This is a genomic window from Streptomyces sp. NPDC050704 (assembly GCF_040654355.1).
Taxonomy (GTDB): Bacteria; Actinomycetota; Actinomycetes; order Streptomycetales; family Streptomycetaceae; genus Streptomyces.
The window spans coordinates 1-14,042 of record NZ_JBFAHW010000132.1; the positions used below are offsets into that span (position 1 = coordinate 1).

9 protein-coding genes are annotated in these 14,042 nt (G+C 70.5%); 2 read left to right on the forward strand and 7 right to left on the reverse strand.

The features are described from left to right. Positions 1-318: 318 nt before the first annotated feature. Both AB0I18_RS44150 and AB0I18_RS44155 read right to left on the reverse strand, forming a co-directional pair. Entirely contained in the window at positions 319-2,262 is a 1,944-nt protein-coding gene (locus AB0I18_RS44150) for a glycogen debranching N-terminal domain-containing protein (RefSeq protein WP_363111437.1), read from the reverse strand. Then, entirely contained in the window at positions 2,259-3,656 is a 1,398-nt protein-coding gene (locus AB0I18_RS44155; RefSeq protein WP_363111455.1) for a trehalase family glycosidase, read from the reverse strand. Before AB0I18_RS44155 ends, AB0I18_RS44150 begins: the two co-directional genes overlap by 4 nt. Before the next feature lie 290 nt (positions 3,657-3,946). Here AB0I18_RS44155 and AB0I18_RS44160 point away from each other — a divergent pair, with 290 nt between their 5' ends. Both AB0I18_RS44160 and ppdK read left to right on the forward strand, forming a co-directional pair. Beyond that, positions 3,947-5,164 carry an ROK family protein gene (locus AB0I18_RS44160; RefSeq protein WP_363111438.1) on the forward strand — a complete coding sequence of 406 codons (1,218 nt, stop codon included), beginning with the start codon at positions 3,947-3,949 and terminating at the stop codon, positions 5,162-5,164. 430 nt (positions 5,165-5,594) lie between these two features. Further along, positions 5,595-8,312, forward strand: coding sequence for a pyruvate, phosphate dikinase (gene ppdK, locus AB0I18_RS44165; RefSeq protein WP_363111439.1), 2,718 nt, complete (start codon positions 5,595-5,597; stop codon positions 8,310-8,312). Positions 8,313-8,471: 159 nt separating this feature from the next. Here ppdK and AB0I18_RS44170 read toward each other — a convergent pair whose 3' ends face one another. From AB0I18_RS44170 to AB0I18_RS44190, 5 genes are all read right to left on the reverse strand, one after another. After that, the gene (locus tag AB0I18_RS44170; RefSeq protein WP_363111440.1) at positions 8,472-8,891 is read right to left on the reverse strand and encodes an LAETG motif-containing sortase-dependent surface protein; all 420 of its coding nucleotides are present in this window, start codon (positions 8,889-8,891) and stop codon (positions 8,472-8,474) included. A 185-nt stretch (positions 8,892-9,076) separates the two neighbouring features. Then, the gene (locus AB0I18_RS44175) at positions 9,077-10,240 is read right to left on the reverse strand and encodes an alkaline phosphatase PhoX (RefSeq protein WP_363111441.1); all 1,164 of its coding nucleotides are present in this window, start codon (positions 10,238-10,240) and stop codon (positions 9,077-9,079) included. Between the two features lie 168 nt (positions 10,241-10,408). After that, positions 10,409-11,341 carry an oxidoreductase gene (locus AB0I18_RS44180; RefSeq protein ID WP_363111442.1) on the reverse strand — a complete coding sequence of 311 codons (933 nt, stop codon included), beginning with the start codon at positions 11,339-11,341 and terminating at the stop codon, positions 10,409-10,411. 48 nt (positions 11,342-11,389) lie between these two features. After that, a complete protein-coding gene (locus AB0I18_RS44185) occupies positions 11,390-13,336 on the reverse strand; it encodes a SulP family inorganic anion transporter (RefSeq protein ID WP_363111443.1) in 1,947 nt (648 codons plus the stop codon). Then, entirely contained in the window at positions 13,333-13,938 is a 606-nt protein-coding gene (locus AB0I18_RS44190) for a carbonic anhydrase (RefSeq protein WP_363111444.1), read from the reverse strand. The genes AB0I18_RS44185 and AB0I18_RS44190 overlap by 4 nt, the downstream gene beginning before the upstream one ends. Positions 13,939-14,042 lie beyond the last annotated feature (104 nt).

Here is a 14,042-nt window from a genome sequence, read left to right on the forward strand (position 1 = left end):
GGACACCCCGACACGACCCCTCACGCCGGAGGCCGACAGCGGGCGAGTGGGGCCTGAGGTTCAGACCCCGCCCGGCGCTGGCGGGCCTGTTTTTTTAGGGGCGCGGGGAACTGCGCACCCAGCCCCCACCGCCCCGCAGTGTCCACACCGTCCCAAGCCACCCCGTCTTTTGTCTTTTAGGGGCGCGGGGAACTGCGCGACCAGCCCCCACCGCCCCGCAGTGTCCACACCGTCCCAAGGCCCCCGGTCTTTTGTCTTTTAGGGGCGCGGGGAACTGCGCGACAAGCCCCCACCGGCCCGCACCTCGCTCACCGAACCTCAGGCACCCCCCACGGCCGTGAGCAACGCCAACGGAGCCGCAGCCGACCGGGATTCGCGCACGCAGGCATGCGGATACGGCACCGGCTCCCCCTGGCTGTCGCGGCCGTATCCCGCGAGGACTTCCGGAAGCCGGTGCCCCGCGACCGTGGCGGCGTCGACGAGCGCGTGCGCCACCGTACGGGCCTCGTCATGCAGCCCGTACCTCGCCAGCCCCAGCGTGATCAGCGCGTTGTCGTGGGGCCAGACCGAACCCCGGTGGTACGAGAGCGGATGGTAGGCCTCCTGGCCGGAGGCGAGCGTCCGAACGCCCCAGCCGGAGAAGAAGTCCGGCTCCAGCAACCGCCGCCCCACCAGCTCCCCGTACTCCTTGTCCAGCAGCCCGGACCAGAGCAGATGCCCGGCGTCGGAGGCGAGCGCGTCGACGTGGTTGCCGTCGCCGTCCAGGGCGAGCGCCGGGAACGAGCGCTCCGGCATCCAGAAGTCCCGCTGGAAGCGGTCGCGGAGGTCGGCCGCGGCCTGCTCCAGGAGGGCCGAGTAGACCTCGTCGTCCCATACGGTGCGAGCTAGTTGGGCGGTGCGGCGCAGGGCGTCGTACGCGTACCCCTGGGCGCCCGCGGCCATCACCGGGCCGGTGGGGCGGCTGCCGTCGGCGGAGCAGATCGAGCCGGGGGAGTCCTTCCAGTTCTGGTTGGCGAGACCGCCCTCGTCGGCGCGGTAGACGAGATAGCCGCGCGAGGTCAGGCCGCCGTGGTCCAGCATCCAGCCGATCGCCGCGCGGGCGTTGGGCTCCAGGCGGCGGGCCAGTTCCACGTCACCGGTCTGCTCGACGTACGCGCCGAGGAGGACCAGGAACAGCGGGGTCGCGTCGACCGAGCCGTAGTACCGCCCGTACGGCACCTGCCCGAAGTGCGCCAGTTCGCCGTGCCGCATCTCGTGCACGATCTTGCCGGGCTGGGCCACCGAGTCCGGGCCGACCTCGGTCGCCTGGGCCGCGGCGAGGGCGGGCAGGGTGGCGGCGGCGAGTTGGGGGCGGTAGGGGAGAGCGAAGAGGGAGGTGAGGAGCGCGTCGCGGCCCAACAGCGTCAGGAACCAGGGGACTCCGGCCGCCGGGACGCGAAGGTCCTCCCCGTCGGGGCCCGTTGCCGGGACCTGGAGCACGGCCAGGTCGGACAGGCCGCGCGCACAGGCCGCGGCGAGCTCCGGCCAGCCGGTCGGGAAGGGCACGCCCGCCGCGAACTCGTCCTCCAACGCGAGGAGTCGGTCGTTCGCGGCGGCCGGGGAGAGGGGCACCTCCGGGTGCGGCATACCGTGCGGGCGCGCCGCCACCCGGAGGGCCAGCTCGGCCGAACCGTGCGGTTCGAGGTCCAGGGTCCATACGAGGCGACGTGCGCCCGTGCCGGTCTCCTCGACGCCGTCCGGCGCGGGCTCGGCGGTGACGGTGGTACTGGAGCGCCACTCGCCGCGCCGGTAGTTGAACTCCACGCCGTCGTCGAGGACTTGGCGGGAGCGGACGGCGCCGATCTTCGTGTACGTGCGGTAGTCGGAGCGCAGTTCGAACTGGTCCGTGAAGTCGGCGTCCGCGGTGACCGCGATGCGGACCGTCGTCGGTACCGGGCGGTTGCTGGTGACGCGCAGCGCCTCGACGAACGCGCCGTCCGCGACGGCCTGTTCACGGAAGACCGTGTACGCGGGCGGCTCCTGCCGGCCGCCGCGCGGTACGAGGACGCAGCGCGCCGTGTCGCCGTCCGCGACCGGCGACAGTGCCTCGGGCACCGCGCCGTCGACGGTCAGCTGCCAGCGGCTGAGATGCCGGGCGTCGCGGACGAACAGTCCGTCGGGGGCGGCGCCCGAGCCGCCGCCGCGTACTCCGCTGATGTCTCCGCCGTCGTCCACGGCCACGAACGTCCCACCGTGCACGAGCAGATGATGCCGCTCCGTCATGCCCCGTTCCCTCCCTTGGCACCCGTGCCGAGCTTGCTGTCGTGTGCGCTGTGCGTCAGCTGGCCGTATTCGGCGTCCGGTACGTCGTGCAGCAGGTCGAGCGTGAGCGCGGCGGTCCAGCTGAAGCCGAGCGCTCCGCAGGCCTCGCCGGTGAACGGATCCACGTACTCGGCGAACCCGGACGTGTCGGCCGTGTCCAGCAGCTCCGTCCGCAGGGCCTCCGCCCGCGCGTGCTCGCCGTGCAGCCGCAGCCCCCGCTCCAGCAGCCAGTTGGTGTTGAACCAGGCCGGGCCCCGCCAGTACCGGTGGGGGTCGAAGGCGTCACCCGTCAGGTCGTAGCTGGGTACGAGGCGCGTGCTGTCGCCCAGGCCGAAGTGCGGGCCGTAGGTGGTTCGTACGAGCGTGGCGGCGATGTCGCGGGGGAGGGTGGGGAGGAGCAGCGGGATCAGTCCGGAGACTCCGCGCTCCGGGATCAGCTCGCCGGTCCGTACGTCCCGGCAGAAGAACATGCCCTCGGCCGGGTCCCACAGCCGGTCGACGAGCGCCGCCGTCAGACGCTCCGCGCGGATGTGGCGCGCGGTGCCGGTGGCGCCCAGTTCCTGGGCGATGCGGGCCAGCGCGTGCTCCGAGGCGATCAGCAGGGCGTTGAAGGCGGGGTCCTCCACCGCGAACTCGCTCGCCCCGTCCCCGTCACCCCCGTACCCCTCGCCCGGAACGTCCCGGTACTCGCCGTCCCGGTAGTCCGCCGCCAGTCGCACGTACCGCCCGTAGTCCAGGTCGGTGGGCCGGTCCTCGGCCGCGCCGTGGTCCAGGTCCGCGCGGCGGAAGGAGTGGGCCGGGGCCGGCGTGACGCGGGAGAGGGGTGTGTCCCAGCTGGGGGCGTTGTCCATGCCCTGCTCCCAGGGGTGGACCACGGAGGCGAGGCCCCCGCCGCCCAGGTCCCGGCGGTGCAGCAGATAGCGGTGCCAGGCGGCCAGGCGGGGGTAGATCCGGGGCAGGAAGGAACGCGCCCGCGACAGACCCGGGTCGGACAGATGCACCAGCCAGGCGGCGAGGGCGTGCACCGGTGGCTGCACGATGCCCGAGGTCTGTACGGTGCGCGGGGCGCCCGCGGCGTGCCCCGCGGTCGAGGAGCGCCAGAAGTCGGGGCTCGGGAAGTACGCGTCGAGGGGGACGGAGGGGTTGAACACGATGTGCGGGATCCGGCCGTCACCCCACTGCGCGTCGAGCAGCGTCTCCAGCTCGATCTGCGCCCGCAGGGGCGACAGATGGCGCAGGCCGATCGCGATGAACGCCGAGTCCCAGGACCACTGGTGCGGATACAGGCCGTGCGAGGGGACCGTGGATGTGCCCGTCCAGTTGTCGTGCAGCACCTGGGCGGCCCTCTGGTGCAGCGATTTCGCTGGGCGGGCCGGATCGTATACGGCCGCCTCGGAGGGGCCGATCTCACGCCGGCCGGAAAAGGGTGGTGAGGTCGGGGTGCGTACGGGATCCGGGTGCCCGGTGCGGCGGGCGGTGAGCTGGGTTGTGCTGTCCACTCAGGTCTCCCGAAGACATGCGGCCGGCCAGTTCGGCTGTAGCTACCGTAGGGTTACGTCTATTTAACACGCAAAACTCAATATGTAATGCAGAGTTGAGGAACGCAAGAGGGTGCGCGAGACCGCTCGGCGCCGGGAGGAGCGGAATGGCCACAAGGGCCGGGAAGACCGGGAGCCAGGCGAGCTCCGGCGATCTGCTGGAGCTGGTGAGGAGTGGACGCGCCACTACGCGGGGGGCGTTGCAGCAGGTCACCGGGTTGTCCCGGGCCACGGTCGGGCAGCGTCTCGACCGGCTCTTCAGGGCCGGCTGGCTGCGTGAGGGTGCGGCGGGCCGGGTGGACTCACCGCTCGGCGGCCGCCCCTCGGTCCGACTGGAATTCGACGACGCCCACGCCGTCGTCCTCGCCGCCGACCTCGACACCCGGCACGGCCGCGCCGCGGTGCTGTCACTGACCGGCGAGCTGCTGGCAGAGCACTCGGGACAGCTCCTCGTCGAGGACGGCCCGGACGTGGTGCTCGGCGAACTGGGCCGCTGGTTCGGCGAGCTGCTGGTGAAGACCGGGCACCAGGCGCACGAGGTGTGTGGCATCGGGCTCGCCGTGCCGGGGCCCGTCGACAGCGAGACCGGCCGGGTCGTCCAGCCGCCGATCATGCCCGGCTGGGACGGCTACGACATCAGAGCCCGCCTCACCCGCGCCTTCACCGAGCACACGGGCGCCGCGGCCGTCCCGGTGCTCGTCGACAACGACGCCAACCTCATGGCGTACGGCGAACAGCGCACCGCCCACCCCGACTGCTCGGCCTTCGTGCTCGTCAAGGTCTCCACCGGTATCGGCGCGGGCGTGGTCGTCCGCGGCGAGATCTACCGGGGCATCGACGGCGGCGCCGGGGACATCGGCCACATCCGGGTCCCGGAGGGCGCGGACATGCTGTGCAGGTGCGGGTCGTACGGCTGCCTGGCCGCCGTCGCGAGCGGCGGCGCGGTTGCGCGGCGGCTGGCGGAGACGGGAGTCCCCGCCGCCTCGGGCTCAGATGTGCGGGACCTGCTGGCCTCCGGGCATCCTGGCGCGGCAGCGCTCGCCCGGGAGGCCGGACGGAGTGTCGGTGACGTACTGGCGACCGTGGTGACCCTGCTCAACCCCGGGGTCCTGATGATCGCCGGAGATCTGGCCGGAACCCCGTTCCTGACCGGCATACGCGAACTGCTCTACCAGCGCGCCCTGCCCCGCTCCACCGCCCGCCTGGAGGTGGTCACCTCACGGCTCGGCGAGCGGGCGGGCCTGGTCGGGGCGGGTGCGCTTGTCGTGGAGCACCTGTACGCGCCCGAACGGGTCGAGGAGCGGCTGCTCGCCATGGGTGTGTGACGGGATGTGCGGCGGAGTGTGTGTGACGGCCGTGTTTCCGTCCGTGAACCGGTCCGCATGGTGAAATCCGAGCGGGCTCAGCGGCGTGATTCTCGCCACGCCTGATCGCGGTTTCGCTCAAATGAGCGGATCTTGGGCCAATGCACTTCTCAAAGGGTGGCACTCAGTGCCACCCTTTGATTGTTTACGGCGTGAACTCAGACGTGGCGATGGCTGCTCATGTGAGCGAACTTCGAGATCTACGGGCGTTGACTCGTTCAAGACGTGAACGCGGGGTGCCGGGACGGCTTACCAACCCTTGACTTTCGATCGGCTGGCGGACGGGTGGTTACGTCCGTATGACGTGCAAGTGGACGTACCCAGGTGCCTTCGATCTGGGTATGTTCCCCGTCGTCAGGGCAGCCACCGAGTCGTCGAGGAGTCGAGACCCGTGTCGGAAAACAAAGATCCCCACGTAGTGAAGTTCGTTTACGACTTCACCGAGGGCAACAGGGACCTCAAGGACCTCCTCGGCGGCAAGGGTGCCAACCTCGCCGAGATGACCAACCTGGGCCTTCCCGTCCCGCCGGGCTTCACGATCACCACCGAGGCCTGCAAGACGTACCTCGGCAGCGGCGAGGAGCCGGCGGCACTGCGTGACGAGGTGAGTGCACACCTCGACGCCCTCGAAGCGAAGATGGGCAAGAAGCTCGGACAGGCCGACGACCCCCTGCTCGTCTCCGTCCGTTCCGGGGCCAAGTTCTCCATGCCCGGCATGATGGACACCGTCCTGAACATCGGGCTCTCGGACAAGTCCGTGCAGGGCCTGGCCAAGCAGGCCGGTGACGACCGTTTCGCGTGGGACTCGTACCGCAGGCTCATCCAGATGTTCGGCAAGACGGTCCTCGGCGTGGACGGCGAGCTCTTCGAGGACGCGCTGGAGGCGGCCAAGCACGCCAAGAAGGTCACCGTCGACACGGATCTCGAAGCGGCCGACCTGAAGAAGCTCGTCACCAAGTTCAAGAAGCTCGTCAAGACCGAGTGCGGCCGGGACTTCCCGCAGAACCCGCGCGAGCAGATGGACCTCGCCATCCACGCGGTCTTCGACTCCTGGAACACCGACCGCGCCAAGCTCTACCGCCGCCAGGAGCGCATCCCGCACGACCTCGGCACGGCCGTCAACGTCTGCTCGATGGTCTTCGGCAACCTCGGCCCCGACTCCGGCACCGGCGTCGCCTTCACCCGTGACCCGGCCTCCGGACACCAGGGCGTGTACGGCGACTACCTCCAGAACGCGCAGGGCGAGGACGTCGTCGCGGGCATCCGCAACACGGTCCCGCTCGCCGAGCTGGAGCAGATCGACAAGAAGTCGTACGACCAGCTGATGCAGATCATGGAGACCCTGGAGAACCACTACAAGGATCTCTGCGACATCGAGTTCACCATCGAGCGCGGCCAGCTGTGGATGCTCCAGACGCGGGTGGGGAAGCGGACGGCGGGTGCGGCCTTCCGTATCGCCACGCAGCTCGTCGACCAGGGGCTCATCGACGAGGCCGAGGCGCTCCAGCGCGTGACGGGTGCGCAGTTGGCCCAGCTGATGTTCCCGCGCTTCGACGACGAGGCGAAGGTCGAGCAGATCGGGCGGGGCATCGCGGCCTCGCCGGGCGCGGCGGTCGGCAAGGCCGTCTTCGACTCGTACACGGCCATCAAGTGGTCGCGGTCCGGCGAGAAGGTCATCCTGATCCGCCGTGAGACGAACCCCGACGACCTCGACGGCATGATCGCGGCGGAGGGGATTCTCACCTCGCGCGGCGGCAAGACCTCGCACGCCGCCGTCGTAGCGCGCGGCATGGGCAAGACGTGCGTCTGCGGTGCGGAGGAACTCGAAGTCGACACCAAGCGGCGGCGGTTGACGGTCAACGGCACGGTCGTCGAGGAGGGCGACGTCGTCTCGATCGACGGCTCGACCGGCAAGGTGTACCTCGGCGAGGTGCCGGTCGTCCCGTCCCCCGTCGTCGAGTACTTCGAGGGCCGGATGCACGCGGGCGCCGACGACGCCGACGAGCTGGTCGCGGCCGTGCACCGGATCATGGCGTACGCGGACCGGGTACGGCGGTTGCGGGTGCGCGCCAACGCGGACAATGCCGAGGACGCGCTGCGCGCACGGCGGTTCGGGGCGCAGGGTATCGGCCTGTGCCGCACCGAGCACATGTTCCTCGGTGACCGGCGGGAGCAGGTGGAGCGGCTGATCCTGGCCGACACCGACGCCGAGCGCGAGGAGTCGCTGAAGGAACTCCTGCCGCTGCAGAAGAAGGACTTCATCGAGCTCTTCGAGGCGATGGACGGACTGCCCGTCACCGTCCGCCTGTTGGACCCGCCGCTGCACGAATTCCTGCCGGACATCACGGAGTTGTCGGTCCGGGTCGCGCTCGCCGAGTCCCGCAAGGACGCCAACGAGAACGACCTGCGCCTCCTCCAGGCGGTCCACCGCCTGCACGAGCAGAACCCGATGCTGGGTCTGCGCGGTGTCCGGCTCGGCCTGGTCATCCCCGGCCTGTTCACCATGCAGGTGCGGGCGATCGCGGAGGCGGCGGCCGAGCGGAAGAACGCGAAGGGCGACCCGCGCGCCGAGATCATGATCCCGCTCGTCGGTACGGTCCAGGAGCTGGAGATCGTCCGCGACGAGGCCGAGCAGGTCATCGCCGAGGTGCAGCAACAGACCGGCGTGAACCTGAAGTTGTCCCTCGGCACGATGATCGAGCTGCCGCGCGCCGCGCTGACGGCCGGTCAGATCGCCGAGGCGGCCGAGTTCTTCTCCTTCGGCACGAACGACCTCACGCAGACCGTCTGGGGCTTTTCCCGGGACGACGTCGAGGCCTCGTTCTTCACGGCGTACCTGGAGAAGGGCATCTTCGGCGTCTCGCCCTTCGAGACCATCGACAAGGACGGCGTGGGCAAGCTCGTCCGCGACGCCGTGACGGCCGGCCGCGAGACCCGCCCCGACCTCAAACTCGGCGTCTGCGGCGAGCACGGCGGCGACCCGGAGTCGGTCCATTTCTTCCACGAGGTGGGACTCGACTACGTGTCCTGCTCACCGTTCCGGATCCCGGTGGCACGCCTGGAGGCGGGCCGCGCGGCGTCCACGTCGAAGGGGAGCGACCACCGGTGACGCCGGTAACCCGGTAGAACTCCGGAGCCGCTGTCGGTCACCCTTACCCTCACCGACGGACAACGGCTCCGGTGCACGAAAGAGAAGAGGCGGCGCCTTGTGCGGAGGCGCCGCCTCTTCGTGTGCCTTCCGGCTGTCGCCGGGTGCGACGCCGGTGCGTCAGCTGTCGGTGCGCCGCCTGCGGGCCGCCAGGAGTACGCCGCCGCCGGCGAGGAGGACGGCCGCGCCGCCGCCCGCGAGGTACGGGGTGGCGCTGCTGCCGCCGGTCTCGGCGAGGTCTGTGCCCTGCTGGTCCGGGGCGCCGGAGGGCGTGTCCTCGCCGCTGTCGGCGGCCTCGGCCTCGTCCTCCGCTGCGACGAAGTCCGCGGGCGGCTGGTCGCAGCCGATGCCGTCTCCGTCGCGGTCCAGGTGGGTGCCGTAGTGCGGGTCACCCTTGGGGATGTTGGAGTGTCCGCTCTCGTACGCCTCGGTGCAGTTCTTGAACTGGCCACCGCCGTCATGCGCCTCGGCGACGGACGGCAGGACGGCCAGCGCCAACGCGGTGACGGCCACGGCGGCGGGCTTGCGGAACAGGTTCACGAGGGTCCCCCAGTTTCGTGCGATATCCGGGCACATGATCACGAGTGAGACGATCGGCCGGATGTGAGGTGACGAAGGTATGGGAGGGGCTGTGCGGTGCTGTGGTGGAATGACGGACCCGTGATGCGAACGTGACGTGACCGGACGGTAGCTCTCCGCTCACGGGCCCGCCTTCTGTAAACCGGTTACGAGCGGAACGGTCCCCTCACCTCGTAAGTGATCCCGCCCGACGAACTGCCGCTGGTGCCGCGCTGGCTGGAGAAGTAGAGGCGGCTGCCGTCGGGGGAGAAGGCCGGGCCGGTGATCTCCGAGCCGGACTGGCCGTCAAGGCGGAGGAACGGGGCGATCACGTCGGCGGGCGTGATGACGCAGATCTCCATATTGCCGCCGTCCTCCGCGACGAAGAGGTCGCCGGAGGATGTGCCGGTGATGTTGTCGACGCCGGTCAGCGGGGCCGTGCCGGAGGTGACGAGGGAGTCGTCGTACGCCAACTCGTACGTGCCGGCGGTCAGGTTGAGCTGCCAGACGCGGTTGTCGCCCTTCGTGGTGAACCAGACCGTGTCGTCGGCGTAGTGGCAGCCCTCTCCGCCGCTGAACTTCTTCGATCCCGAGACCTGGGTGCGGGTGGTCGTCGGGGAGCCGTCCGGGTCGGGGATGTTCGCCCAGGTGAAGGAGCCGGAGGTGGCCGTCCCCGCGACCAGGACCTGGAGCGTGCCGGCGGACAGGTCACCCCAGGTGGTCGGGACGAAGCGGTAGAGGCAGCCGCTCGTCTCGTCCTCCGTCAGGTAGACCACCTTGCGCACCGGGTCTGCGGCCGCCGCCTCGTGTTTGAAGCGGCCCATCGCGTCCCGGCGGGTGGCTGCCTTCACACCCCACGGGTCCGTCTCGTAGACGTAGCCGAGGGACACCTCCTCGCAGGACAGCCAGGTGTTCCACGGGGTCCTGCCGCCCGCGCAGTTCTGCCTGGTGCCGGACAGGATGCGGTACGCGCCCGTGATCGCGCCGGTCGACGAGAACTTCACCGCGCTCGCGCCGCCCGACGGGTTGATCTCCGAGTTGGAGACGTAGATCCAGCCGCTGCTGCCGTCGGTGTAACAGGCCCCGCCGTCCGGGGCGTTGTGCCAGGTGTACGAGGTGCCGGTGACCGTCTGGCCGGAGCGGGCTATCACCCGGCTGGTGAAGCCGGACGGCAGCCTGACGCCGTTGGCGTCCGCCGCGCCGAGTGCTCCGTACGGGCCGGTGCCGGGCTGGGCGGGCGCGGCGTACGCGGCGCCGCGCCACAGGGTTCCGCCGAAGACGGCGGACGAACCGCCGAGGACGGCCGCACGCAGGAGGGTACGACGTTCCACGCTCACTCCAAGGGGGTGCCGTGACCGCCCCGTCCGCCGGGCGGCGACGGGGTCGTGCACCGCCGGAGCCTAGAAGTGCGGAGTGGCCGTCCCGTGGACAGGCGGTGACGTGAACGCGTCACATCGTCCACCCTGTCCCGCACTTGACCGCCTCATACCTTCAGCGCCTCATACCTTCAGTGCGTCGTACGTGACCCCCGTCAGCCGCTCCGACTCCTCCCAAAGCCGTTGCCCCGCCACGTCGTTGAGCGTCCACTTGGCACGCCAGGAGTTTGCGGGGGAGCCGCGCCAGCCCAGGAACGAGGGGCCGGTGAAGGAGTCCGGGTGTACACCGGGGGCGGTCGCCGCGTGCAGCGTGGGGAGGGCGCCTGCTTCCGCCGACTGGGCGAAGAAGCGGTTGCCGATCCGCATGAACCCCTCGACGCCCTTGCGGCCCTCCAGCTTCGCCCCCTTGGTCTGGAGGTCGGTGGAGGCGTAGCCGGGGTGCGCGGCCGCCGCCACGACGTCGGAGCCGATGGCGGCGAGCCGGCGCGCCAGCTCGTGGACGAACAGCAGATTGGCCGTCTTGGAGCGCCCGTACGCGGTCCAACGCCCGTACCCGCGTTCACTGTTGAGGTCGTTGATGTCGATGTTCGCGACCGAGTGCATCGTGCTGGAGACGCTCACCACGCGCGCACCGGGCGTGCCGAGCAGAGTCGGCAGCAGAAGCCCGGTGAGCGCGAAGTGGCCGAGGTGGTTGACCCCGAACTGCGTCTCGAAGCCGTCCGCCGTGTGCCCGAACGGCAGAGCCATCAGGCCCGCGTTGTTGATGAGCAGGTCCAGCCGGTCGTGCTGCCGCTCGTACGCCGTCGCGAACTTCCGTACGGAGCCCAGGTCCCCGAGATCCAGGCGGGCGAACTCCACGTCCGCGTCCGGGACTTCGATGGCCAGCCGGTCACCGGCCTCGGTGCCGCGGGCCTCGTCGCGGCAGGCCAGGACGACCCGGGCACCGTGCCGGGCCAGTTCGCGGGCGGTGACGTAGCCGAGCCCGCTGTTCGCCCCGGTGATGACGGCCGTGCGGCCGCTCTGGTCGGGAATGTCGTTCGCGTTCCAGCCGCTCATGACCCTGGGCTCCCTCCGTCTACGGGATGGGTTCCAGCCTACGAGCGGTCAGCGCGATGCGTACTCCTCGGGCCGCGACGCGTATCCCGCGTACTCCTCCGGCATCGGGCGGGTGTCCAGGTAGAACCACTCGGCGGTGGGGCCCGGGGTCGGGGCCGGCGGGGCCTGATCCGGTGCCGGGGCCGTCGCGGGGGGCGTGGTCGTGGCCCGGCGGCGCCTGGGCAGCAGCCGTGACCCGGTGGTCCGGTCGGACGGTGAGTACGTCGTCTCCTCGCGACCAACTGCCTTGTCCTCCAAGGCTGTCGGTGTCTGCGTCGGCTTCGCCGGGCCCGGCATCAGCAGTTCCACGCGCAGGCCGAGGCCGCGTTGCTGGGTGACGAACTCCTCGACCTGGTTGCGGCAGGCGTGGTCCAGGTGGGTCACGCCGGTCAGGTCGAGGCGGATGCGCGGCTTGCCGGACTCGGCGGCGGCCTCCAGGGCCTCGATCAGCTGCGGGAGGCGGAGGAAGGTGGCGTTGCCTGCCATGACGACCTTCGCGGTGTCCTCCTCCAGGTGCTGCTTGATGACGGTCTGCGACATGCGCAGCGCGGCCAGCACGATCCCGGCGGCGAGTCCGATGAGGACGCCTTCCAGCAGCGCGGTCGCCACGATGACCAGCGTGGTGATGGTCATGACCGCGAACTCGCCCCGGTCCTGGCGCCACATCTTCGGGAACTCCTCGGGCGCGAACAGCTTCCAGCCGCTGTGCACGAGGACTCCGGCGAGTACGGAGATCGGGATCAGGGCCAGGACCTGGGGGAGGAGAAGGGCGAAGGCGAGCAGCCACAGGCCGTGCAGGGTGCGGGAGAGGCGGGTCTTGGCGCCCGCCTGGACGTTCGCCGAACTACGGGCCACGACCGCCGTGATGGGGAGCGCGCCGAGGATGCCCGCCACCGTGTTTCCGGCGCCCTGGGCGATGAGTTCGGGGTTGTAGCGGGTGCGCGGGCCGCTGTGCATGCGGTCGACGGCGGCGGCCGTGAAGAGGCTCTCCGCCGAGGCGATCACCGTGAAGGTGAGGATCGCGGTGATGATGCCGGGGTCGGCGAGGCCCGCGAACTGCTCGGCGCCCGGCACCTGCACGGACGACAGCAGGTTGCCGACCTGGAGCGTCTTCACGTTCACGCCCGGCAGCGAGGCGACCGCGATGCCGATGCCCACGGCGACGAGCGCGGCCGGGATCTTCTTCACCGGGCCCGGCATCTTCTTCCACAGGAAGCTGAGCGCGATGGTGAGGACGCCGAGGCCGGCGGCGATCAGCGCCTGCGGGTTCGCCAGGGTGTCGGCGAGCAGACCGGGGGCACCGGCCATGTTCTCGATCGGGGTGCCGGGGGCCTTGGCGTCGGACATCGGGTACAACTGGCTGAAGATCAGCGGCAGTCCGATGCCCGCGAGCATGCCCTGCACGACGGCCAGCGAGATCGCCTGGAAGATCCGGCCGAGACGGACCAGGCCGAGGATGATCTGCAGGATGCCCGAGCCGAGGACGATCACGCCGAGCATCGCCACGCCGTATTCGAGGACCGTCTCCGCGACGAGGGCGGCGAGGCCGGCCGCGGGACCGCTCACCTGGAGCGTGCTGCCGCGCGCCGCGCCCACCACCAGACCGCCGATGACACCGGAGATGATGCCCAGCTCGGCGGGGACACCGGAGGCGACGGCGACACCGATGCAGAGGGGGAGCGCGACGAGGAAGACGACGAGGGAGGCGGTGATCTCGGTGGCGAGATCGGCCTTCGGGCCCTTCGGACCCTTCGCATTGGGGCCCGTACGGGTGTCTGTGCCGGTGTCGGGGCCCGTACTGGTGGCGGGGTTGGTGTCGGAGACGGGGGCTTTGTCGAAGGCGGGGTTCGTGGCCGGTGCGAACGGTGGTGCCGCCGGTGGTGCGGCCGGTGCCGTCGGCGGACCCGGTGTCCTGGCGTGTGCGGGGACGCGCCCGCGTGCGTGCAGCCCGCTCATGCGGCGTGCACCCGGAAGCTGCCGTCCTCGTCCAGCTCGTGCACCTGGCCGGTGTCGACCTCGTAGTACCAGCCGTGCAGCCGCAGCCGTCCCGAGTCGAGCCGTTGCTTCGTCGTCGGGTAACTGCGCAGTACCGCAAGCTGGTTGACGACGTTGAGCTGGGCCACGTCCGGCATCGACGGGTCCTCCAGGGGGCCGTCGAGCACCGGGGCCAGCTCCGGGCGGGCCAGGCCCAGCCAGGCGTCCACGCCGGGCAGCGCGGACAGGTCGTCGCCGGACTTCAGGGCACCCATCGCGCCGCAGTGAGAGTGGCCACACACGACGATGTCCTGAACGCCGAGCACCTCCAGCGCGTACTCGATGGTGGCGGCCTCACCGGAGGCGCCGTGCCGCCCGTGCGGTGGCACGATATTGCCCGCGTTCCGCAGCTCGAATATCTCTCCGGGCCGTGCGCCCGTGATCAGGGCGGGTATGACCCGTGAGTCCGAGCAGGTAATGAACAATGCCTCCGGATATTGACCTTCGGCCAGTTTGCGGTATTCGCCGCTCTCGAATTCGACGTGTCGCCTGAATGAGCGGGCGCGGTCCAGTAATGCCTTCACGGTTCCTCCCGGTAGGGGGTTCGACCAGGGCTTTCCCGTCGTTCTCTCCACCGTAGAGGGGCGACTGCCAGGCGAAGGTTAAGGGAACACTAGAGCCGGACCAG

Coding starts and splice junctions, on each gene's coding strand:
- AB0I18_RS44180 (WP_363111442.1), bottom strand. CDS start 11,341: ATGAGCGGCTGGAACGCGAACGACATTCCCGACCAGAGCGGCCGCACG.
- AB0I18_RS44150 (WP_363111437.1), bottom strand. CDS start 2,262: ATGACGGAGCGGCATCATCTGCTCGTGCACGGTGGGACGTTCGTGGCC.
- AB0I18_RS44160 (WP_363111438.1), top strand. CDS start 3,947: ATGGCCACAAGGGCCGGGAAGACCGGGAGCCAGGCGAGCTCCGGCGAT.
- AB0I18_RS44185 (WP_363111443.1), bottom strand. CDS start 13,336: ATGAGCGGGCTGCACGCACGCGGGCGCGTCCCCGCACACGCCAGGACA.